Consider the following 22,002-nt stretch of genomic DNA (forward strand, 5'->3'; position numbering starts at 1 on the left):
CGGCTGCTCAGTGTTTGGGGCCGATGTGGCTGTCCATCCGGGCGACATCGGCCTTACGCGCCACGGAGATGTTGTACGGGTCGCCGTGCCGGGTGCAGTGCGTCCAGCCGACGCCGAGCGTGTCGAGGGTGCTGGTGAAGAGTTCCCTGATGTCGTCGGACTTGTTGGTGAAGAAGTACCGGGGATATTCGTAGCGCTTGCGTACGCCGCTGACGATTCGGGTCGTCCAATTGGTGATGCGGCAGCCGTCGGAGTGGATGAGCCCGCGAACGAAGTCCCACGGGTGGGCGTCGACGATCTCCTGCTGCCAGGGTTCGAGGGCGATCTTGCGCTCGTGCTTTCTGCCGGGGCCGTGCTGGGGGAAGAGGCAGGGCCAGTGTTTGCTCCAGGAGGTCACGTGCTGGCAGCCCACGCTCTGGACCCGGCAGACCTTGTTGTCCGGGCGCACGGCCAGGATGGCTTCGGCGCAGGCTTCGATCAGGCCGGGCCAGTCGTCGGCGCATGCGATGCGTAAGGAGTAGACGCCTCGCCGGTTGAGACTCACGCAGCCGTCACCGAGATAGAGGCCCAGTAGGTACGAGTACGCGGCTGGGTTCTCGGGCCCGCCCGGGATGTCACAGCATCTTGGGCACGGGCGGGAGCGGTCGTAGCCGAGTGGTTCGATCCGTGTCTGCCAGGACCGGATCGCGGCTCTGGAGACTCCGGTTTCCTTGCTCACGGAGTTGAGGCTGCGGCCCTGGCTGACCAAGTGCAGCGCCCGTTTGCGTGTGCCCATGTCGTACATGCGCTCACTCTGCGGCGCGGAGGCATCTTGACGCACAGCAAAAAGTGGATGTTCACGAGAACGCGAACATCCACTTACCAAATGGTGACCTTGGAAAACAAGGAAAAGTGCCCCGAGTCGGATTCGAACCGACGCTGTATGGGTTTTGAATCCATGGCCTCTACCGCTGGGCTACCGGGGCTCCATCGAAACGAAGGTCGACGGTCACCCGCCGTGTCACCACCATACCGTAGCTAGGTAGGCTCTTGGGAAGCAGTATCTGCCCGTACCGAGGAGCCCCCGTGACCGCCCCCGAGTCGCCCCAGCCCACCGACGTGTCCGACGACGACAAGTCGCACGTGCCGCCGCTGACGACCCGCGTCGTCATCGCCGAGGACGAGGCCCTGATCCGGCTCGACCTCAAAGAGATGCTCGAGGAAGAGGGCTACAGCGTCGTGGGCGAGGCCGGTGACGGGCAGACGGCCGTCGAGCTGGCCCGCGAGCACGAGCCCGACCTGGTGATCCTCGACGTGAAGATGCCCGTCATGGACGGCATCTCCGCGGCGGAGAAGATCGCCGAGGAGTCCATCGCCCCGGTGCTCATGCTCACCGCGTTCTCGCAGCGCGACCTCGTCGAGCGTGCCCGCGACGCCGGCGCGATGGCGTACCTCGTGAAGCCCTTCAGCAAGACGGACGTCGTCCCGGCGATCGAGATGGCCGTCTCGCGGTTCACGGAGCTGAAGACGTTGGAGAAGGAGGTCGCCGACCTCTCCCAGCGCCTGGAGACGCGGAAGCTGGTGGACCGGGCGAAGTCGGTCCTGCAGACGGAGTACGGCCTGACGGAGCCCGCCGCGTTCCGGTGGATCCAGAAGACGTCGATGGACCGTCGCCTGTCGATGCAGCAGGTGGCCGAGGCGGTCATCGAGGACGCCGAGGAGAAGAAGGCGTCGAAGGGCTAGCCCGGAGTACGCGTACGAGGAGGCCCGCACCCCGATCCGGGGTGCGGGCCTCCTCTGCGTATCCCGTGAGGGCGGGCCTCAGTCCTCGCCGAGGTACGCCTTGCGTACGGATTCGTCGTGGAGGAGGTCGCCGCCCGTGCCGGAGAGGACGACCTTGCCGACCTCCATGACGTGGCCGTGGTCGGCGAGGGAGAGCGCGGCCTGGGCGTTCTGTTCGACGAGGAGGATCGTCGTGCCGTTGGCCTTGAGCTCGGCGATGGTCGCCATGATCTTCTGCATCATGATCGGCGAGAGGCCCATGGAGGGTTCGTCGAGCATGAGGAGTTTGGGCTGGGACATCAGGGCGCGGCCCATGGCGAGCATCTGCTGTTCGCCGCCGGAGAGGGTGCCCGCGGCTTGCTTGCGGCGTTCTCCGAGGATGGGGAAGAGGTCGTAGGCGCGTTTGATGTCTTTTTCGATGCCTGCGCGGTCGGAGCGGAGGTAGGCGCCGAGGCGGAGGTTGTTCTCGATGGTCATGCGGGGAAAGATGTGGCGGCCTTCGGGGGAGTGGGCGAGGCCGAGGGCGACGATCTGGTCCGGGCGGTATTTGCGGAGGGCCTTGCCGTTGAATTTTATGGAGCCGCCGACCGGTTTGAGGAGGCCGGAGATGGTGCGGAGGGTGGTGGTTTTTCCCGCGCCGTTGGTGCCGATGAGGGTGACGACTTCGCCGGCGTCGACGGTGAAGCTGATGCCTTTGACGGCTTCGATCTTGCCGTAGGCGACGCGGAGGTCCTCGACTTCAAGGAGTGCGGTCATTTGTTGTTCTCCTCGAAGGGCTCGCCGAGGTAGGCGGCGATGACGCGGTCGTCCTGTTGCACGGTTTCGCTGGTGCCTTCGACGAGTTTTTCGCCCTGGACGAGGACGGCGACGCGGTCGCAGAGGTTGAAGATGAAGCGCATGTCGTGCTCGATGACGAGGACGGCGATGCCCATGTCGCGGATGGCGAAGACGAGTTCTTCGGTGGCGCGGGTTTCCTGGGGGTTCATGCCGGCGGTGGGTTCGTCGAGGAGCAGGAGGCCGGGTTCGCTGGCGAGGGCGCGGGCGATTTCCAGCTTGCGTTGTTCTCCGTAGGGGAGGTTGCGCGAGAGGTGTTCGGCTTTCGCGGCGAGTCCGACGAATTCGAGGAGTTCCATGGCGCGTGCTTTGGAGGCGGCTTCGGCCTTGTGGAAGCCGGGGCCGCGGAGCAGGGCGGACCAGAGTCCTTCTTTGGTCCTGGTGTGCCGTCCGACGAGTACGTTTTCCAGGACCGTCATGTTGGCGAAGAGGCGGATGTTCTGGAAGGTGCGGGCGATGCCTGCTGCGGTGACTTTGAAGGACTTCGCGGGCAGGATCTGGCCCTTGTAGCGGACTTCGCCTTCGGTGGGGATGTACAGGCCGGTGAGGCAGTTGAAGAAGGTGGTTTTGCCGGCGCCGTTGGGGCCGATGAGGCCGACGATCTCGCCGGTGTTGACGGTGAGGTCGACGTTGCGTACGGCGGTGAGGCCGCCGAAGCGCATGGTGACGCCGCGGGCGTCGAGGACGGTTTGTCCTGCCGGGGTGGCGGGGGTGGGGTCCTTTTTGGTGGTGTCCGTGGTCATGGGTCAGACCCCTGTCTTGCTGAGGGCTGCGGGGGGCGGCGTCTCGCCGGGGCTGAGTTCGGCCTCGTGGAATTCGAGTTGGCGGCGGCGGTTGGGGATGAGGCCTTCGGGGCGGAAGCGCATGAGGAGTGCGAGGGCGAGTCCGAAGGCGAAGAGCTGGTAGTCGCCGAGGAATTGGAGTTTGTTGGGGATGAGGTAGAGCAGTGAGGCGCCGACGAGGGGTCCGCTGATGGTTCCCATGCCGCCGAGGACGACGGCGGCGAGGAGGAAGGCGGAGTTGGGGGGTACGGAGTTGGCGAACTGGTACTGCTCGGGGGTGACGGTGTAGGTCACGTGTGCTTGGACGGTGCCGGCGAGGCCGGCGAGGGAGGCGCCGAGGGCGAAGGCGATGAGTTTGACGCGGAAGCCGTTGATGCCCATGGCGAGTGCGGCGGTCTCGTCTTCGCGGATGGCGACCCAGGCGCGGCCGATGCGGCTGTCGCCGCTGCGTCGGAAGACGAGGACGACGACGAGGGTGATGAGCAGCATCAGGAAGAAGTAGTTGGCGAAGCGGCCGATGGTGAAGCCGCCGATGCTGTGTTCGAGGCCGAAGTCGAAGCCGAAGATCTTGAGGTTGGGGATGGAGGAGATGCCGTTGGATCCGTTGGTGATGTCGGGTCCGGAGGAGCCGTCGCTGTTGTTGGCGGCGAGGCGGAAGATTTCGCCGAAGCCGAGGGTGACGATGGCGAGGTAGTCGCCGCGCAGGCGGAGGGTGGGGGCGCCGATGAGGACGCCGAAGACGAGGCTGGCGCCGGCGCCGACGAGGATGGCGCCCCAGAAGGGGAGGTGGATGTCGAAGGGGGAGGAGGGGGTTCCGGAGACCATGGAGGCGGCGTAGGCGCCGACGCCGAGGAAGGCGACGTATCCGAGGTCGAGGAGGCCTGCGAGTCCGACGACGATGTTCAGGCCGAGGGCGACGGTGGCGAAGATGAGGATGTAGACGCCGATGGTGGCGTATTGGTCGTCGCTCTGGGTGAAGGGGAAGGCGGCGGCGGCGAGGAAGGCGCCGATGAGGGTGATGTTGCGGTGGCGTGCAGTGTAGGTGGAGATCTGGGCGACGAGGCCGGCTTTGGTGAGGGCGGCGAAGCCGAAGCCGACGGTGATGAGGAAGCCGATGAAGAGTTCGTCGTACTCGGTGCCGATGCCGTAGGTGAAGACGAGCAGGCCGGTGGCGAGGGCGGCGATGATGACGAGGATCTCTAGGTAGGAGTTGAGCTTGCGGGGTGGGGCCGGGGTGTCGGCGGCGAAGGCGCCCTTGATGGTGGTGCGGCCGTTGCGGGCGCGGTGTTTGAACTGTTCCCAGCTGCTGTCTTCGGGGTCGACCGGGTAGGTGTGGGGTCGTTCGAAGGGCAGGGCGAGGGCGCCGGCGAGGGCGGCGAGGGTGGCGAGTGCGACGATCCAGCCGCCGGGTTCGAGGTTGGCGAGGCCGCCGAGTTTGTCGCTGATCGCGATGATGGTGTACCAGGCGGTGGCGAAGGCGGCGAGGGCGGCGTATTTGAGGGCGGCGTCGGCTCCGGCGGGGGCGAGGGCGCGCAGGCCCTTGGTGCCGTAGGAGGCGAGTCCGTAGACGGTGGTGAGGGCGCCGGCGATGAGGACGAGCCATTGGAGGCCGCCGGGGTAGCCGTAGACGGTGAGGTCGCCGGGGAATTTCGCGGTCCAGGTCCAGGCGAGGAACGCGGAGATGACGGTGAGGATGCCGCCGCCGGTGGCGAGTGCGCGGGCGGGGCCGACCGGTATGGGGATGAGTCCGGTGGCGGCCTTGTCCTGGTGGAGGTTCTGCGGGCGGGGGCCGTCTGCGGCTGTGGTCTGTGTGGTCATGGTGGTCACGCCCTGTCCGCGACGCGCTCGCCGAGCAGGCCTTGGGGCCTGACGAGGAGGACGATGATGAGGAGTACGAAGGCCCAGACGTCGGCCCAGGACTGGCCGCCGAGTTTGTCCATGCCGGGGACGTCGTTGATGTAGGCGGTGGCCATGGATTCGGCGAGGCCGAGGACGACGCCGCCGATCATGGCGCCGTAGATGTTGCCGATGCCGCCGAGGACGGCCGCGGTGAAGGCTTTGAGGCCGAGGATGAAGCCCATGCGGAAGTCGATCTGGCCGTATTTGAGGCCGCGGGCGACGGCGGCGATGCCGGCGAAGGCGGCGCCGATGGCGAAGGCGACGACGATGACGCGGTCGGTGTTGATCCCCATGAGTTTGGCGGTGTCGGGGTCCTGTGCGGTGGCTTGCATGCCGCGGCCGATGCGGGTCTTCATGACGAACCAGCCGAGGGCGACCATGCAGATGGGTGCGGCGACGAGGAGGAAGATGTCGCCGGGTTGCATGGTGACGGAGCCGATGTGGATGGAGCCGCCGGGCAGTTCGGGGAAGGAGCGGGCGGATTTTGCTTCGGGGTACCAGGCCCAGACGGCTTGCTGGAGGGCGAGCGAGAGGCCGATGGCGGTGATGAGGGGGGCCAGTCGGGGGGCGTCGCGCAGGGGCCGGTAGGCGAAGCGTTCGGCGCCGACGGCGATGGTGGTGGAGACGAAGATCGCGCCGATGAGCATGAGGGGGACGGCTGCCCACATGCTGGTGCCCGAGGGGAGCCAGAGCCAGACGGTGAGGGCGCCGAATCCGCCGGTCATGAAGATCTCGCCGTGGGCGAAGTTGATGAGCTGGACGATGCCGTAGACCATTGTGTAGCCGATGGCGATGAGGCCGTACATGGATCCCAATAGCAGGCCGTTGACCAGCTGTTGCGGCAGTTCGTGCACCGCAGGTCCTCCGAGTCTTTCGTTGTCGTGCGGCTGTGTCGCGCGGGGCTCGGGGGCCGGCGCGTGGCCGTACGCTCCTGGTGACGAGTGCGACGGATGCGACGCCGCGCGGGGCGCTTGCTTGTCAGCGCCCCGCGCGGTGGGTCGTGGGCTGCGGGCCGGGTGTCAGTTGGACCCGGAGTAGGTGCCGGACTCGACGGGCTTCCAGCCGCTCTTGGGGTCGGTCGTCTTGACCTGGTACACGGTGAGCTGCTTGTTGGTGGCGTCGCCGTATTCGTCGAAGGAGACCTTGCCGGTGACGCCGTCGAAGGAGACGTCCTTCATGGCGTCGATGACCTTGGTGCGGGCGTCGTCGGGCAGTTTGCCGTCGTTGTCGTCGACGATCTTCTTGACGGCTTCGATGATGGCCCAGGCGCTGTCGTAGGAGTAGCCGCCATAGGCCTCGTAGGCCTCCTTGAAGCCGGCCTTCTTGTAGTTGGCGATGAACTCCTTGGCGGAGGGGAGTTCTTCGACGGGCTGGCCGACGGAGGTGGAGTAGTCGCCGACGCCCTGCTTGCCGGAGAGCTTGATGAAGTCGGCGCTGTAGATGCCGTCGCCGCCGACGAGGGGGGCCTTGGATCCGGCCTGCTTCATCTGCTTGCTGAGGGGTCCGGCCTGCGGGTATTCGCCGCCGTAGTAGACGAGGTCGGCGTCGGAGTTGCGGATCTTGGTGGCGACCGCGCCGAAGTCCTTGGTGTCGGGGTTGATGTGTTCGGTGCCGACGACCTTGCCGCCGAGCTTGGTGAACTCGTCCTTGAAGGTGGCGGCGAGTCCGGCGCCGTAGGTCTTCTTGTCGTCGACGACGAAGACCTTCTTCTTCTTGGCCTTGTTGTACAGGTACTGGGCGGCGAACGGTCCCTGGATCGCGTCGGTGGTGGCCGTACGGAAGTAGGACTTGTAGGGGCGCGCCTTCTTGCCGCCGTTCCAGTCCGGGCCCTGGGTGAGGGCGGGGTTGGTGTTGGCGGGGGAGACCTGGACGAGTTTGGCGTCGTCGAAGACCTTCTGCATGGATTCGGCGACGGAGGAGTTCAGGGGGCCGACGGCGCCGAGGACGTCCTTGTCGGCGACGAACTTGGTGGCGTTGGTCTGGCCGGACGAGGGCTGTCCCTGGTCGTCGAGGGCCTCGATCTTGAAGGTGACGCCGTCGACGTACTTCTTCTGGTTGGCCTGTTTGGTGGCGAGGTCGACGGAGTTGCGGATGCCGAGGCCGAGTGCGGAGAGTTCACCGGTCAGGGGCGCGTCGACGCCGATGACCACGGTGGTGCCGCCCCCACCGGCCTCGTCCCCGTCGTCCTTGTCGTCGCGTGAGCCACAGGCGGTGAGGGTGAGAGCCCCCGCGGTGAGTGCTGCGGTGATGGCTATGAGCGAACGTTGACGCACGATCAGTCCTTTCCCCTGGCACGGCTGTCCCTTGTTGGGATGCCGAGTCGAGCGCGGAACCGAACTGACAGGAATCCGGTGGGCGCGGTGACTGGCCGTGACTCTAAGCGGGGCTTTGTTCTTGGTGGAGTGGTCGGGCCAAGGCTGTGACGCTCTTGTTATGCCACGGAGTATTCCGGGCTGGAACGCGGGGGGCGGTTGGGGCTGAATATGGCCTTGTTCGGTGGATCTCGACGTATCCACATGCTGAGAACTTCCAGCGCAAGTGGCAGGACTGAAAAGCCGTTTGACTCATGACACCGGTGTTCGCGGGCATGCTGAGGCGAGGGCCCCGGAAAGATCATTCGCGTATTCCGGACCCAGGATGTAACTCTGCTTCTCGATTGCGCGTTTATTACGCAGAGTTACTTCGAGGAAAGGGAGCCCTGCATTCCGGGGTACTTCGCCGCATTCGCGAATGTGCATCCTGATGATCAACTTCCGGGGTGTTCCCGTTTTGACCGTGAAAGGGGTGGGAGGGCCTGTGCTGACCGAAAGAGCTGCCGACGGCTGAGCGACCCGGCGGACGGCCACCGGCGGCCCCGACTCCTGCGCGAACGCGACGGCGAAGGTGAAACTCCGGTCCCCGGCCCGTGGTCGCGACATCTCCCCGGCGTACGTCACGGACACGCTCTGCGACGGCCACGGCGTGGGGGGAGGCGGAGGGGGAGGGGGCGGTTCCGGGCGGGTCAGATACAGGGCGAGCCCCGCCGCGGCGGCCACCGCGACCGTGGTGACGCCGAGCGCGGCACGGCGCCGTCGCCGCTGGTGCGGGGCGGGCGGGGCCGGGAGTGCGAGGGCGGGGTCGTGGTCGTAGGTGTCCTCGCCCGGCTCGACCGGGCCGATGGCGTTCATACCCACGGCCCGTCGCTCGGCCCGCCGTCGCGGTACCGGTCGGCGCACCGCTCGCGCGCCTGACGGCCGATCAACTTCCGCCCGGCGGCGTCGGTTTCACGCCTGCGCTCGGTGCGGGCGGCGTCCAGGATGTCGCGCAGGATCTGGTACTGCCCGTTGGAGAGACCCATCGACTGGTAGTCGCCGTATCCCCCCTCGCCCGAGGCGTAGATCTGCCGCGCCCAGGTGCCGATGACGCGGGCGCACAGGTCGGCGGGGGACGTGGTGCGGGAGGAGGAGCGGGGGGTGGCGCCGGGATCGTCGGGGTCGGGGTCGGTGCATCCGGCGGCGGCGACGGCGACGAGGGCGAGCGCACAGAGCGATATCCGGTGCCTCATGCACTGACGCTAGTCCGGAGCCGCACGCTCCGACAATGCGCCTGCGCCCGCCCTTCCGGGTTCTCCGCCCGCCCTCATGGGGGCGGGCGGGGGTCAGCCCGCCGAGCCGGCCGAACCGGTCTGCGGGGTCGCGTCCCGCAGCATGCAGGTCAGCCGGGCGCTGCACACCCGCCTGCCCTGCTCGTCGCTGATCACGATGTCGTACGTCGCCGTCGAGCGGCCCCGGTGCACGGGCGTCGCCACCCCGGTGACCAGACCGGAGCGGGCCCCGCGGTGGTGCGTGCAGTTCAGGTCGACGCCGACGGCGAGCTTGCTCGCGCCGCCGTGCAGCATCGCGCCGACCGACCCGAGGGTCTCGGCGAGCACCGCGGACGCGCCGCCGTGCAGCAGTCCGTACGGCTGAGTGTTGCCCTCCACGGGCATGGTGCCGACGACGCGGTCCGCCGCGGCCTCCACGATCTGCACGCCCATGCGGGTGCCGAGGTGCCCCGCGGAGAACAGGGCGGGCAGGTCGACACCGAGCGAGGCGTACTCGTCGAGGACCTCCTGCGGGAACTTCACGCTGTGCTGCTCACCCATGGGGACCGGCTCCGTTCGTTCGTCGTCCACCTGACGCTGAGCAAACGCTCAGTCGATCGCCGATTGTTCCAGGCGTACGACGACGGACTTGCTGGCAGGGGTGTTGCTGGTGTCCGCGGTGGCGTCCAGCGGCACCAGGACGTTGGTCTCCGGGTAGTACGCGGCCGCGCAGCCCCGGGCCGTGGGGTAGTGCACGATCCTGAAGCCCGGCGCGCGGCGCTCCACGCCGTCCTGCCACTCGCTGACCAGGTCGGCGTAGGCGCCCTCGGTGAGGCCGAGCTCCGCGGCGTCGTCGGGGTTGACCAGGACCACCCGGCGGCCGTTCTTGATCCCGCGGTAGCGGTCGTCGAGGCCGTAGATCGTGGTGTTGTACTGGTCGTGGGAGCGCAGGGTCTGCAGCAGCAGCCGGCCCGCGGGGAGCTCGGGGTACTCCACGGGCGCCGCAGTGAAGTTGGCCTTGCCGGTGGCGGTGGGGAAGCGGCGCTCGTCGCGCGGCGCGTGCGGCAGGGCGAAGCCGCCGGGGCGCGCCACCTTGGCGTTGAAGTCCTCGAAGCCGGGGATGACACGCGCGATGCGCTCGCGCACGGTGGCGTAGTCCTTCTCGAACTCCTCCCACGGGGTGCGTGAGGCGCTGCCGAGGACGCGGCGGGCGAGGCGGCACACGATGGCGGGCTCGGAGAGCAGCTCGCGGCCCGCGGGCTCCAGGCGGCCGCGCGAGGCGTGCACCATGCCCATGGAGTCCTCGACGGTCACGAACTGCTCGCCGCCGCCCTGCACGTCCCGCTCGGTGCGGCCGAGCGTGGGCAGGATCAGGGCGCGCGCGCCCGTGACGGCGTGCGAGCGGTTCAGCTTCGTCGACACGTGCACGGTCAGGCGGGCCTTGCGCATCGCCGCCTCGGTGACGTCGGTGTCGGGGGACGCGGCGACGAAGTTGCCGCCCATCGCGAAGAAGACCTTCGCCTCGCCGTCGCGCAGCGCCCTGATGGCGCGGACGACGTCCAGGCCGTGGTGGCGGGGCGGGGCGAAGCCGAACTCCTTCTCCAGGGCGTCGAGGAAGGCGGGCGCGGGGCGCTCGAAGATGCCCATCGTGCGGTCGCCCTGCACGTTCGAGTGGCCGCGGACCGGGCAGACGCCCGCGCCGGGGCGGCCGATGTTGCCGCGCAGCAGGAGGAAGTTGACGACCTCGCGGATGGTCGGCACGGCGTGCTTGTGCTGGGTGAGGCCCATCGCCCAGCACACGACGGTGCGCTGGGAGCCGAGGATCAGGCGCAGTGCCTCCTCGATGCGCTCGCGCTCCAGGCCGGTGGCCCGCAGGGTGTCGTCCCAGTCGGCGGCCCGCGCGGCGGCGACGAAGTCCTCGTATCCGTGGGTGTGCGCGCGGACGAACTCCTCGTCGACGGCGCCGTCGGTCTCCAGGATCAGCTTGTTGAGGAGGCGGAAGAGGGCCTGGTCGCCGCCGAGGCGGATCTGCAGGAAGAGATCGGTGAGGGCGGTGCCCTTGAGCATGCCCTGGGCGGTCTGCGGGTTCTTGAACCGCTCCAGGCCGGCCTCGGGCAGCGGATTGACCGTGATGATCTTCGCGCCGTTGTTCTTGGCCTTCTCCAGGGCGGAGAGCATGCGCGGGTGGTTGGTGCCCGGGTTCTGCCCGGCGACGATGATCAGGTCCGACTTGTAGAGGTCCTCCAGGAGGACGCTGCCCTTGCCGATGCCGATGGTCTCGGTGAGCGCGGAGCCGGACGACTCATGGCACATGTTCGAGCAGTCGGGGAGGTTGTTCGTGCCGAGCTCGCGGGCGAACAGCTGGTAGAGGAACGCCGCCTCGTTGCTGGTGCGGCCCGAGGTGTAGAAGACGGACTCGTCGGGGGAGTCCAGGGCCGCGATCTCCTCGGCGACGATGTCGAAGGCCCGCTCCCAGGAGACCGGCTCGTACCGCTCGGCGCCCTCCGCCAGATACATGGGGTGGGTGAGGCGGCCCTGCTGGCCCAGCCAGTACCCGCTGCGCTCGGCCAGGTCGGCGACGGGGTGCGCGGCGAAGAAGTCGGGTGTGACGCGGCGCAGCGTGGCCTCTTCGGCGACGGCCTTCGCGCCGTTCTCACAGAACTCCGCGGCGTGCCGGTGGTCCGGCTCGGGCCAGGCGCAGCCGGGGCAGTCGAAGCCGTCCTTCTGGTTGACGCGGAGCAGGGTGAGCGCCGTGCGCCGCACGCCCATCTGCTGCTGCGCCATCCGCAGTGTGTGACCGATGGCGGGCAGGCCCGCGGCCGCGTGCTGGGCCGGCGCGACCTGCGGCGCGTCCTGGACCGGATCGCCCTTGGGCGGCTTGCTTGCCATGGTCGGCTCCCCTTCGAGCACCTGCGCTGCCTACGGCTCCCGCCTGCGTGAGCCACGTCTTCGATCCTCCCACGCGCCGGTGACAACGGTCCGGGGCGGGGCGACGTGGGACCGGACTGTCGGTGGGGCGTGGCAGGATCGGGGACGTGGCAGAAACAGCATCGAAGAAGAAGTCCGAGTCCGCGGCGGCCCAGGCCCAGAAGGCCGGCGGTGAGCAGCGCCCGCGCCTGATGCTCATGGACGGGCACTCCCTGGCGTACCGGGCGTTCTTCGCGCTGCCCGCGGAGAACTTCACGACCGCGACGGGCCAGCCGACGAACGCGATCTACGGCTTCGCGTCGATGCTGGCGAACACGCTGCGCGACGAGGCGCCCACGCATTTCGCGGTGGCGTTCGACGTCTCGCGCAAGACGTGGCGCTCGCAGGAGTTCCCGGAGTACAAGGCGAACCGCTCCAAGACCCCGGACGAGTTCAAGGGCCAGGTCGAGCTGATCGGCGAGATGCTCGACGCGATGCACGCGGTGCGCTTCGCGGTCGACGGCTTCGAGGCGGACGACGTGATCGCCACGCTGGCCACGCAGGCGGAGGCGGCCGGCTTCGAGGTGCTGATCGTCACGGGCGACCGCGACTCCTTCCAGCTGATCACCGACCATGTGACGGTGCTGTATCCGACGAAGGGCGTCTCGGAGCTGACGCGCTTCACCCCGGAGAAGGTCACCGAGAAGTACGGCCTCACCCCCGCCCAGTACCCCGACTTCGCGGCGCTGCGCGGCGACCCGTCGGACAACCTGCCGGGCATCCCCGGTGTGGGTGAGAAGACCGCCGCGAAGTGGATCAACCAGTTCGGTTCGTTCGCCGAGCTCGTCGAGCGGGCCGAGGAGGTCAAGGGCAAGGCGGGACAGAACTTCCGGGACCACCTGGAGTCGGTCAAGCTCAACCGCCGCCTGACCGAGATGGTGCGCGACGTCGAACTGCCCAAGCAGGTGGCCGACTTGGAGCGCGTGGCGTACGACCGTACGGCGCTGGCGATGGTCCTGGACACCCTGGAGATCCGTAACCCCTCGCTGCGGGAGCGGCTGCTCGCCGTCGACCCGGGCGCGGAGGAGGCCGACCAGACCCCGGCGGAGCCGGGTGTGGAGCTGGACGGTGCGGTCCTCGGCGCGGGCGAGCTCGCCCCGTGGCTGGCCGAGCACGGCACGGCGGCGCTCGGTGTGGCCACGGTCGACACCTGGTCGCTGGGCACGGGCACGGTCACCGAGGTGGCGCTCGCCGCGGCGGGTGGCGCGGCCGCCTGGTTCGACCCGGCGACCCTGGACGAGGCCGACGAGAACGCCTTCGCGGCCTGGATCGGCGACCCCACCAAGCCGAAGGTCCTGCACAACGCCAAGGCCGCGATGCGGGTCTTCCCGGAGCACGGCTGGACGGTGGACGGCGTCACCATGGACACGGCGCTCGCCGCGTACCTGGTGAAGCCCGGCCGCCGCTCCTTCGCGCTGGACGCGCTCTCCCTGGAGTACCTGGGGCGCGAGCTGGCGCCCGCCTCGGCGGCCGACGGCCAGCTCGCGTTCGGCACGGAGGAGGACGACCGGGCCGAGGCCGACTTCCTGATGTCGCAGGCCCGCACCGTCCTGGACCTGGGTACGGCCTTCGGTGAGAAGCTGACGGAGGTCGGCGCGAGCGATCTGCTCGCCGACATCGAGCTGCCGACGTCGGCACTGCTCGCCCGTCTGGAGCGGCACGGCATCGCGGCGGACCGCGCCCATCTGGAGGCGATGGAGCAGCAGTTCGCGGGCGCGGTGCAGCAGGCGGTGAAGGAGGCGCACGCGGCGGCGGGCCACGAGTTCAACCTGGGCTCGCCCAAGCAGCTCCAGGAAGTCCTCTTCGGTGAGCTGAACCTCCCCAAGACGAAGAAGACCAAGACCGGTTACACCACGGACGCGGACGCGCTGGCCTGGCTGGCCGCCCAGACGGAGAACGAACTTCCGGTCATCATGCTCCGCCACCGCGAGCAGGCGAAGCTGCGGGTCACCGTCGAGGGCCTGATCAAGTCGATCGCCGCGGACGGCCGCATCCACACCACCTTCAACCAGACGGTGGCGGCGACGGGCCGGCTCTCCTCCACGGAGCCGAACCTGCAGAACATCCCGGTCCGCACCGACGAGGGCCGCGCGATCCGCCGGGGCTTCGTGGTCGGCGAGGGCTTCGAGTCGCTGATGACGGCGGACTACAGCCAGATCGAACTGCGCGTGATGGCGCACCTCTCCGAGGACGAGGGCCTCCTGGAGGCGTTCACCTCCGGCGAGGACCTGCACACGACGGTCGCCTCGCAGGTGTTCGGCGTCGACGGCTCGGCGGTCGACGCGGAGATGCGACGCAAGATCAAGGCCATGTCGTACGGCTTGGCGTACGGGCTGTCCGCGTTCGGCCTCTCCCAGCAGCTGAACATCGATGCGGGTGAGGCGCGTGCGCTGATGGACACGTACTTCGAGCGGTTCGGCGGGGTGCGGGACTATCTGCGCCGCGCGGTCGACGAGGCCCGCGCGACGGGTTACACGGAGACGATGCTGGGCCGCCGGCGGTACCTCCCCGACCTCAACAGCGACAACCGCCAGCGCCGTGAGATGGCCGAGCGGATGGCGCTGAACGCGCCGATCCAGGGCACGGCGGCGGACATCGTCAAGATCGCCATGCTGAACGTCCACGGGGCGCTGACCGCGGCGAAGCTGGACTCGCGGATGCTGCTGCAGGTCCACGACGAAATCGTCCTGGAGATCGCGCCGGGCGAGCGGGCGAAGGTGGAGAAGCTGGTCCGCAAGGAGATGGCGGGAGCGGTGGCCCTGCGGGCGCCGCTGGACGTGTCGGTCGGGGTGGGCCCGAACTGGGAATCCGCAGCGCACTAGCCCTCCCGGGCCGGGGGACGGTGGGGGTGCGGGGGTGTCTGGGGGCCGTTCTTTTGTCTGCGGGTGGGTGGGGGGTTGCTCGCGCAGTTCCCCGCGCCCCTGGTGGGGCCTCGTGTGCGCGCTCGTCTGCGGGATCCCCCCTCACGCACCCGCAGCAAACGGCGGGCGCCAGCGGGGCACGCTCCCAGGGGCGCGGGGAACTGCGCGAGCAACCCCCACGCACCCGCAGCAAACCGCGGGCGCCAGCCAGGCACGCCTCCAGGGGCGCGGGGAACTGCGCGAGCAACCCCCACCCACCCGCAGCAAACCGCGGACGCCAGCGGGGCACGCTCCCAGGGGCGCGGGGAACTGCGCGAGCAACCCCCACGCACCCGCAGCAAACCGCGGGCGCCAGCGGGGCACGCTCCCAGGGGCGCGGGGAACTGCGCGAGGAACCCCCACCCACCCGCACCCAAAACCGCCCAGGCCAGCGCAGCGAACCCTCACTCGCGTGGCCCCACGCAAAGCGCCGCGCCCCCGCGCCGGGGCGCAGGATGTGGCCATGGCTTTTCATCTGCGAACGTGCCGGACGGCCCTCGCCGCGGCGCTCACCACCGTTCTTCTGACCCCCATACCGGCGACCGCCGCCGAGGCCGGCCGCCGGCAGGGTGCCGAGCTCTGCACGGCGGGCCGTGACCGTGCCTTCGCCGCCCGGATGTCCAGGGACATCCGGGCGGCGCTGTCGTCCCGGCGCGGAGTCGTCTCCATAGCCGTGCACGACACCCGCACCGGTCTCGTCTGCGACCTCGCGAGCCGGCGCCGTTACGACTCGGCCAGCGTGGTCAAGGTCCTGATGATGGAGGCCGCGCTGTGCCGCGCGCAGGAGTGGGGGCGCGGCCTCACCACCTGGGAGCGCCGCCGGATCCGCCCCATGATCACCGCGTCGGACAACACCGCCACCACCTGGCTCTGGCGGAACCTGGGGCAGCCCCGCCTCTCCCGTTTCCTGCGGCGCGCCGGCACCACATCAACCACCCTTGGCCCGTACGGGTTCTGGGGGCTGACCCGGACCACCGCCGCCGACCAGATGAAGCTGCTCGGTGTGCTCACCGGGGCCCGCGGCGACCTGCGGCCGAGCTCGCGCGCGTACGGGCTGCGACAGATGGCCGAGGTGCGGCGCGACCAGCGCTGGGGCGTGCCCGCGGGCATGCCGCGCGGCATCCGCGCGCACCTCAAGAACGGCTGGCTGCCCCGGGCCAGGCTCGGCTGGCGCGTGCACAGCGTGGGGGTGTTCACCGGCGTGGGCCGCACCTATCGCATCGTCGTCCTGTCCCACGGCAACCCCTCGATGTCGTACGGAGTGCGTACCATCGAGCGCATCGCCCAAGCCGTGCACCGCGGCCTCAACAAGGGCCGTGCCATAGGGCAGGGGCTCACCCCGGAGAGCGAGATCAGTGAGGTCGCGGACGGGTCGGCGCCGGCGGAGGGGGAGGGCGGGAAGCCCGCCGCGTAACAGTGCTGTCGCGGGGGCCCGGCCAACCGGTAAAAACCGGGCACGAACGGGTGTCTGGGCGCCGGAAGTTGTCGTAGTGTCGCCTGAGTCGACTCACTGAGAGTACGCACGTACGACGGCAGGCGTGTACGAGGGGAAAGCGTGCACGGCGGGTGGGGCGACGCGCAATAGTCGTACATAGGGGAGGGGTGGCTCGGTCATGGCGCCGGTATTCGGCAGGCGGCTGCGTAGAGGAACGATGAGCGCCGCGGTGGCCGCGGCGGCGGTGGCGGCCCTCGCCGCATCGCAGGCCCCGGGTGTGACGGACGTGGCGCGGGAGGGACCGGCGGCGGGCGCCTCGGACACGCCGCCGCCCTCGGGCGACTCCGCGACCGGCGACTCCCCGTACTACACCGATCTCCCGGAGCTGAAGAGCCCCGTCCCGACCGGTGACAAGAAGGGCGACGCGGAGCTGCCGGCCACCGTCCTCGACGCCTACAAGAAGGCCGAGGCCGCGCTCAACACCGACAAGCCGGGCTGCAACCTGCCCTGGCAACTGCTCGCCGCCATCGGCCAGGTCGAGTCGGGCCAGGCCCGCGGCGGTCGCGTCGACGACAACGGCACGACGCTCAAGCCGATCCTCGGCCCGGTCCTGAACGGCAAGGGCTTCGCGAAGATCACCGACACCGACCGCGGCGCGTACGACGGGGACACGACGCACGACCGCGCGGTCGGCCCCATGCAGTTCATCCCGTCGACGTGGGAGACCTCCGGACGGGACGGCAACAACGACGGCAAGAAGGACCCCAACAACATCTACGACGCGGCGCTCGCCGCCGGCTACTACCTCTGCGCGAACGACCGCGATCTGGCCGTCGAGGACGACCTGCACCAGGCGATCCTGAGCTACAACCGCTCGACGGACTACCTGAACACGGTCCTGACGTGGCTGGAGCACTACCGCAAGGGCACCCACGAGATCCCCGACGGCACGGGCGACCTGCCGGGCGACCGCAGCGACACCCCGGTCCCGGGCCTCCTGCCGCACCCGAGGACGCCCAGCACCCCGACGTACACGCCGCCCGCGCAGGGCACGAGGCCGGGCTCCGGCGACAAGCCGGGCCACCACGGCGGCAGCAACGATCCCAAGCCGCCGCACGGCGGGGGCGGCGGTCACCAGACCCCCACGCCGACCGAACGCGTCGCGCGCCTGGCGAACGCCGGGACCGGCACCCTCAAGGCGACGGCCGGTGACACCTTCGCCGAGCGCGTCGAGGTGCGCGCGACGGACAAGTCGGCCGCGTCGGTGAGCGGGGTCAAGGTGAAGTTCAGGGTCGTCGGCGACACCGACACCCGCTTCGCCGGCGGTGCACGGAGCGTCATGGTCACCACCGGAAACGGCGGCAAGGCCACCGCCCCGGCGCTCGAAGCGGGGGAGAAGGCGGGCGAGTTCAGCGTGCGGGCCACCGTCGTGGGCCGCAAGCTGCCCGGCGTCGACTTCGGCGCGGAGGTCACCGCGCGCCGGGCCGACGCGCTCGCCAGGACCAGCGACAAGCCGCTGGTCTGCGAGCCGGGCAAGGAGTTCGCCGACCAGGTCGAGGTCAAGGCGACCTACCGCGGCCGGGCCGCCGGCGGAGTCGCGGCCACCGCCACGATGATCAAGTCGGCGACGGACGCGACCGCCAACGACAAGGGCCCCTACTTCAAGGGCGCGGACGGCAAGCCCGTGCGCACCTTGGCAGGCCTCAAGACGGACGCGAACGGCGTCCTGAAGCTCCCGAAGATGTACGCGGACGACGCGGCGGGCACATACCTCCTGCGCGTCGTCACCGAGGGCGGCGCCACCGTCACCGTCGAACTGAAGGTGACCGCCCCGGAGCCCGACGCGACGCCCACCCCGACCCCGTCGACGAGCGCCTCCCCGAGCGGGAAGCCCGGCGCCTCCCCGAGCGGGAAGCCGAGCACCTCACCCAGCGGCACGCCGAGCGCCTAGCCGCGCGCAGCCCCGGGGGACGGCCACGACCGTCCCCTGCCGCCACGACCGCCCCTTCGCCGAGCACGGCGAAGGGGCGGTCCGCGTTGTTGTGCGACGTGTTCTCATCTCGCCTCTCCGTTGCTACGGTGCCCGCCCTGACGCCCTATCAGTTCCGGCCGCACGCCCCATCGGGAGGCCCCGCATGCGCGCCCTCATCGCCGCCGCCACCGGCCTCGCCGTCGCGCTCGCCCTGGTCCTGACCATCACGGCGATCGGCGCCCCGCCGGGCGAGACCTCGCCCGAGCCGCTCCTCACCACCGTCCCCAAGCACCCCTAGCCGCCGGGAGGCCGCCGCGATGCGACGCAAGGCCAGCCTCGTCCTGCTCGCCTTCGCCGTGTTCTGCACGGCCATGTCCCCGCTCATGCGCTGGTACGCCTTCCCGCGGCTCGCGAAGATCCCGCCGAGCCAGTACCAGGAGGCCGTCCTGGAGGCGCACGGCCCGACGCTCATCGACTACGGCTCGATGAAGGCCAAGAAGATCGACAAGGTCACCATCGTGCAGACCCTCAAGGGCAACGTGGAGGCCTCCGAGAAGATCGAGAAGAGCGCCGACCGGGACGTCGTGGTCTGGGACGCGCTCTCCTACGTCCAGGACGACAAGGGCAAGATGGTCTCCAAGATCCCCGAGCGCTACATCTTCGACGCGCACAGCCAGGAACCGGTGCACGCCACCGGCGAGGCGGTCGACGGGGACGCGGTCAAGCGCGAGGGCATCGAGTTCAAGTGGCCGTTCCTGACCGAGAAGCGGGACTACGAGTACTTCGACGCCCAGGCCCGCATCACCCGGCCCATCCACTACAAGGGCACCCGCGACTTCCGCGGCCTGAAGGTCTACTACTTCGAGCAGACCATCCCCTGGACCAAGGTGCCCTTCCCCAAGACGATGCCCGTCAAGGGCATCACTCCGGAGTCCCTCGCCAAGACCGGGACCACCCGCTGGTACACCACGGTCCGCAAGTTCTGGGTCGAGCCGACCACCGGCGCGCCCGTCTACGGCGAGGAGATCCAGAACAACGAGCTGCGCGGCGGCACCCTGCTCGGCGACCGCGACAAGGTCACCGTCTTCGCCGGACACGTGAAGATGCGCGAGGACTACATCAAGGACACCGTCGACCTGGTCAAGTCCCAGCGCGTCCTGGTCCTGATGCTGACCTCGTACCTGCCCTGGGGCTTCCTCGTCCTCGGCGTCCTGCTGCTGGCCCTCTCCCTCTGGCTGGAGGCCCGCAGCCGCAGGCCCGGCGACCCGGCGCCGACCGCGGCAGGCGCCCCCGAACCGGAGCCGGTCAACGCCTAGAGCCCCGGCCGCGGGCCCTCACGTGCCCGAACTCCGTTGCGCCTGCCGGGCCTTGGTGTACCGGGTCGCCTCGGCCGCGGCCGGATCCTGAGGCCACGGGTGCTTCGGGTAGCGGCCGCGCAGGTCGGCGCGGACCGCGCGGTAGCCGGTGCTCCAGAACGACGCCAGGTCGGCGGTGACGGCGGCGGGCCGGCCCGCCGGTGACAGGAGGTGCACCACCACCGGCACCGCCCCGTCCGCGATCCGCGGGGTGCGGGCGAGGCCGAACATCTCCTGCAGTTTGACGGCGAGCACCGGCTGCCCGGGATCGGAGTAGTCGATCCGGATCCTCGACCCGCTCGGCACCTCCAGACGCTCCGGGGCGAGCTCGTCGAGGCGCCCCGCCTCACCCGTCGCCCACGGCAGGAGCCTGCCGAGCGCCTGCCCGGCGTCGATCCCCGCCAGGTCCGCCCGGCGCCGCGCCCGGGACAGCTCGGGCTCCAGCCACTCGTCCACGCGCGCGTGCAGCGCGCTCTCCGATACGTCGGGCCAGGGCGCCCCGAGATGGTGGTGCAGGAACGCGAGCCGCTCCCGCAACTCCCGCGCGCCCCGCGACCACTTCAGGAGCCCCGTACCCTCCTCCCGCAACCCCTCGACGAGCGCCGCCCGCACGAGCCCGGGATCGGGGTTCCGCAACGGGCGCACCGCCAGCTCCACCGCGCCGAGCCGCTCCACGTGCCGCGCCACCAGCTCACCGCCCGCCCAGGCCACCTCGTCGCCCTCCGCGTGCAGCGGGGCCGCGGCCTCCCGCGCCCCGTCCTCGTCCACGGGCCCGGCGAGCAGCACGCGCGCGTGCCCCGCGCCCACCGGCCGGTCGGCCACGGCCACGGCGAGCCACCGCGCCCCGAGGAGCGCCGAGCCCTGCCGCACCTCCGCCCGGGTCCCGCCCGCCATCAGATACGTCCCGCCGCCCACGTTCCGGGCGACCCGCTCGGGAAACGCCAGCGCGGCCACCAGACCCGCGACGTACTCGTCGCTCCCGCCGCCGTCACCCGCGCGGGACGCGCCGGACACCGACGAGGCGAGCCGTCCCGCCTCCGTCCGCCACCGCGCCGCGTAGGCGTCCGCACCCCGCCGCGCCGCCCGCCAGGCACCGGCCAGGTCGTCCCCGTACTCCCGGGGCGGCTCCTCGCTCAACAGGGCCACCGCCTCCGCCGCCCGCCGGGTGCCGACCCGCGGCGCCGCGTCCATAAGGGCCCGCGCCAGGCGGGGGTGCAGGCCGACCCGGGCAAGACGCGCGCCCCGCTCCGTCGCCCGCCCCGTGCCCGGCTCGACCGCGCCGACCGCCACGAGGACGTCACGGGCCGCCGCCATCGCACCGCCCGGCGGCGGATCGAGCAGCGCGAGACCGGTGGCGTCCGGATCCCCCCAGCACGCCGCCTGCAGCGCGAACGGGGCGAGGTCGGCCACCTTGATCTCCGGCGCGGGAAAGCGCGGCAGCCGCCCGTCCTCCGCCTCCGCCCAGCACCGGTACACGGCACCCGGCGCCTCACGGCCGGCCCGGCCCGCCCGCTGCCGTCCCGCCGCCTGCGAGGCCCGCACCGTGGCCAGCGCGCTCAGCCCCCGCGCGTGATCGACCCGCGGCTCGCGCGCGAGGCCCGAGTCCACCACGACCCGCACCCCGGGCACGGTCAGGGACGACTCGGCCACCGACGTGGCGAGGACCACCCGGCGCCCCGCGGAACCGGCGAGCACCGCGTCCTGCACCGCGGCAGGGGCCCGCCCGTGCACCTGCAGCACCTCCACGTCGCCGAGCCCCGTCAACTGCCCGGCCACGCGCGCGATCTCACCCACCCCCGGGAGGAAGCACAGGACGTCCCCGTCCCGCTCCGCCAGCGCCCGCCGCACCACCGAGGCCACATGGGACAGCAGCGCCGGGTCCACCCGCATCCCGTGCGGCGGGCGCACCGCGCGCGGGGGCGGCGCCCAGACCACCTCCACGGGATGGGCGACGCCGTGCGCCTCCACCACCGGCGCGTCCCCGAGGACCCGCGACCAGCCCTCCGCGTCGGTGGTCGCGGACGCCGCGACCAGCCGCAGTTCGGGCCGCAGCGCGGCCCGCACGTCCATCAGGAAGGCCGCCACGGTGTCCGCGTCCAGGTGCCGTTCGTGGCACTCGTCGAGGATGACGACGTCGACGCCGGCCAGCTCCTGGTCCCGTTGCAGCCGCTGCAACAGGACGCCCGTCGTGACGACCTCCACGCGCGCGCGTGGGCCCACCACACGCTCGCCGCGCACCGTGTAGCCGACGCTGTCGCCCACCTTCTCGCCGAGCAGCCACGCCATCCGGCGCGCCGCCGCCCGTGCGGCGATCCGTCGCGGCTCGGCGACGACGACCCGCCGCACCCCGCGCACCGCGCCCTCCAGCCGCTCGTCGAGGAGGCCGGCGAGGGCCAGCGGCACCAGCGTCGTCTTGCCCGTCCCGGGCGGGGCACACAGCACCGCGCTGCCCGGCCCCTCCAGAGCGGAACGGAGGGCGGGCAGCGCGTCGCGTACGGGCAGTCGCAGGGCGTCGTTACGGAGACCGGTCACGCA

Annotated in this window: 16 protein-coding genes and 1 tRNA gene; 6 read left to right on the forward strand and 11 right to left on the reverse strand. The window is 70.5% G+C overall.

The annotated features are described in order from the left end of the window. Positions 1–7: 7 nt before the first annotated feature. Entirely contained in the window at positions 8–784 is a 777-nt protein-coding gene (locus ACZ6B8_RS29875; protein ID WP_471609242.1) for a transcriptional regulator, read from the reverse strand. A gap of 108 nt (positions 785–892) precedes the next feature. After that, positions 893–965: transfer RNA gene (locus tag ACZ6B8_RS29880), tRNA-Leu, on the reverse strand. Positions 966–1,065: 100 nt separating this feature from the next. On the opposite strand from ACZ6B8_RS29880, the gene ACZ6B8_RS29885 reads away from it, so the two are divergent. After that, positions 1,066–1,722 (forward strand): ANTAR domain-containing response regulator, encoded by a 657-nt coding sequence (locus ACZ6B8_RS29885; RefSeq protein ID WP_471609243.1) that lies wholly within the window; start codon positions 1,066–1,068, stop codon positions 1,720–1,722. A gap of 78 nt (positions 1,723–1,800) precedes the next feature. On the opposite strand, the gene ACZ6B8_RS29890 is transcribed toward ACZ6B8_RS29885, so the two are convergent. The 8 genes from ACZ6B8_RS29890 to ACZ6B8_RS29925 all read right to left on the reverse strand — a co-directional run bounded on the left by ACZ6B8_RS29890 (position 1,801) and on the right by ACZ6B8_RS29925 (position 11,727). Beyond that, on the reverse strand, positions 1,801–2,517 hold the full coding sequence (locus tag ACZ6B8_RS29890) for an ABC transporter ATP-binding protein (RefSeq protein ID WP_471075706.1): 717 nt from the start codon (positions 2,515–2,517) through the stop codon (positions 1,801–1,803). Then, complete coding sequence (locus ACZ6B8_RS29895; RefSeq protein ID WP_471609244.1) at positions 2,514–3,338, reverse strand: ABC transporter ATP-binding protein; 825 nt, start codon at positions 3,336–3,338, stop codon at positions 2,514–2,516. The genes ACZ6B8_RS29890 and ACZ6B8_RS29895 overlap by 4 nt, the downstream gene beginning before the upstream one ends. Before the next feature lie 3 nt (positions 3,339–3,341). Next, positions 3,342–5,195: a branched-chain amino acid ABC transporter permease gene (locus tag ACZ6B8_RS29900; protein ID WP_471609245.1), complete on the reverse strand. Its 1,854-nt coding sequence runs from the start codon at positions 5,193–5,195 to the stop codon at positions 3,342–3,344. 5 nt (positions 5,196–5,200) lie between these two features. Next, complete coding sequence (locus ACZ6B8_RS29905) at positions 5,201–6,130, reverse strand: branched-chain amino acid ABC transporter permease (RefSeq protein WP_471075715.1); 930 nt, start codon at positions 6,128–6,130, stop codon at positions 5,201–5,203. Between the two features lie 165 nt (positions 6,131–6,295). Next, entirely contained in the window at positions 6,296–7,549 is a 1,254-nt protein-coding gene (locus ACZ6B8_RS29910) for a branched-chain amino acid ABC transporter substrate-binding protein (RefSeq protein ID WP_471609246.1), read from the reverse strand. 890 nt (positions 7,550–8,439) lie between these two features. Continuing rightward, positions 8,440–8,820, reverse strand: a complete 381-nt coding sequence (locus ACZ6B8_RS29915; protein ID WP_471609247.1) for a hypothetical protein — start codon at positions 8,818–8,820, stop codon at positions 8,440–8,442. 93 nt (positions 8,821–8,913) lie between these two features. Continuing rightward, positions 8,914–9,399 carry a PaaI family thioesterase gene (locus ACZ6B8_RS29920; RefSeq protein WP_471075724.1) on the reverse strand — a complete coding sequence of 162 codons (486 nt, stop codon included), beginning with the start codon at positions 9,397–9,399 and terminating at the stop codon, positions 8,914–8,916. Between the two features lie 48 nt (positions 9,400–9,447). Next, positions 9,448–11,727 carry an FdhF/YdeP family oxidoreductase gene (locus ACZ6B8_RS29925; RefSeq protein ID WP_471609248.1) on the reverse strand — a complete coding sequence of 760 codons (2,280 nt, stop codon included), beginning with the start codon at positions 11,725–11,727 and terminating at the stop codon, positions 9,448–9,450. 146 nt (positions 11,728–11,873) lie between these two features. Here ACZ6B8_RS29925 and polA point away from each other — a divergent pair, with 146 nt between their 5' ends. The 5 genes from polA to pgfA all read left to right on the forward strand — a co-directional run bounded on the left by polA (position 11,874) and on the right by pgfA (position 19,428). After that, entirely contained in the window at positions 11,874–14,627 is a 2,754-nt protein-coding gene (polA, locus tag ACZ6B8_RS29930; protein WP_471609249.1) for a DNA polymerase I, read from the forward strand. 541 nt (positions 14,628–15,168) lie between these two features. Further along, the gene (locus tag ACZ6B8_RS29935; protein ID WP_471609250.1) at positions 15,169–16,119 is read left to right on the forward strand and encodes a serine hydrolase; all 951 of its coding nucleotides are present in this window, start codon (positions 15,169–15,171) and stop codon (positions 16,117–16,119) included. Positions 16,120–16,318: 199 nt separating this feature from the next. Next, on the forward strand, positions 16,319–18,091 hold the full coding sequence (locus tag ACZ6B8_RS29940; RefSeq protein WP_471609251.1) for a lytic transglycosylase domain-containing protein: 1,773 nt from the start codon (positions 16,319–16,321) through the stop codon (positions 18,089–18,091). A 184-nt stretch (positions 18,092–18,275) separates the two neighbouring features. After that, the gene (locus tag ACZ6B8_RS29945; RefSeq protein WP_016639761.1) at positions 18,276–18,410 is read left to right on the forward strand and encodes an SPW_0924 family protein; all 135 of its coding nucleotides are present in this window, start codon (positions 18,276–18,278) and stop codon (positions 18,408–18,410) included. Between the two features lie 19 nt (positions 18,411–18,429). Then, positions 18,430–19,428, forward strand: coding sequence for a cell envelope lipid trafficking protein PgfA (gene pgfA / locus ACZ6B8_RS29950; protein WP_471609252.1), 999 nt, complete (start codon positions 18,430–18,432; stop codon positions 19,426–19,428). Between the two features lie 18 nt (positions 19,429–19,446). On the opposite strand, the gene hrpB is transcribed toward pgfA, so the two are convergent. Next, positions 19,447–21,999 (reverse strand): ATP-dependent helicase HrpB, encoded by a 2,553-nt coding sequence (gene hrpB, locus ACZ6B8_RS29955; RefSeq protein WP_471609253.1) that lies wholly within the window; start codon positions 21,997–21,999, stop codon positions 19,447–19,449. Between the last annotated feature and the right edge of the window lie 3 nt (positions 22,000–22,002).

This window comes from Streptomyces sp. NPDC041122 (assembly GCF_055592445.1).

Excerpts from the sequence above, each read along its gene's own strand:
- ACZ6B8_RS29875 (WP_471609242.1), bottom strand. The coding sequence starts at position 784 with ATGTACGACATGGGCACACGCAAACGGGCGCTGCACTTGGTCAGCCAG.
- ACZ6B8_RS29890 (WP_471075706.1), bottom strand. The coding sequence starts at position 2,517 with ATGACCGCACTCCTTGAAGTCGAGGACCTCCGCGTCGCCTACGGCAAG.
- ACZ6B8_RS29895 (WP_471609244.1), bottom strand. The coding sequence starts at position 3,338 with ATGACCACGGACACCACCAAAAAGGACCCCACCCCCGCCACCCCGGCA.
- ACZ6B8_RS29900 (WP_471609245.1), bottom strand. The coding sequence starts at position 5,195 with ATGACCACACAGACCACAGCCGCAGACGGCCCCCGCCCGCAGAACCTC.
- ACZ6B8_RS29915 (WP_471609247.1), bottom strand. The coding sequence starts at position 8,820 with ATGAGGCACCGGATATCGCTCTGTGCGCTCGCCCTCGTCGCCGTCGCC.
- ACZ6B8_RS29920 (WP_471075724.1), bottom strand. The coding sequence starts at position 9,399 with ATGGGTGAGCAGCACAGCGTGAAGTTCCCGCAGGAGGTCCTCGACGAG.
- ACZ6B8_RS29925 (WP_471609248.1), bottom strand. The coding sequence starts at position 11,727 with ATGGCAAGCAAGCCGCCCAAGGGCGATCCGGTCCAGGACGCGCCGCAG.
- ACZ6B8_RS29935 (WP_471609250.1), top strand. The coding sequence starts at position 15,169 with ATGGCTTTTCATCTGCGAACGTGCCGGACGGCCCTCGCCGCGGCGCTC.
- ACZ6B8_RS29940 (WP_471609251.1), top strand. The coding sequence starts at position 16,319 with ATGGCGCCGGTATTCGGCAGGCGGCTGCGTAGAGGAACGATGAGCGCC.
- ACZ6B8_RS29945 (WP_016639761.1), top strand. The coding sequence starts at position 18,276 with ATGCGCGCCCTCATCGCCGCCGCCACCGGCCTCGCCGTCGCGCTCGCC.
- pgfA (WP_471609252.1), top strand. The coding sequence starts at position 18,430 with ATGCGACGCAAGGCCAGCCTCGTCCTGCTCGCCTTCGCCGTGTTCTGC.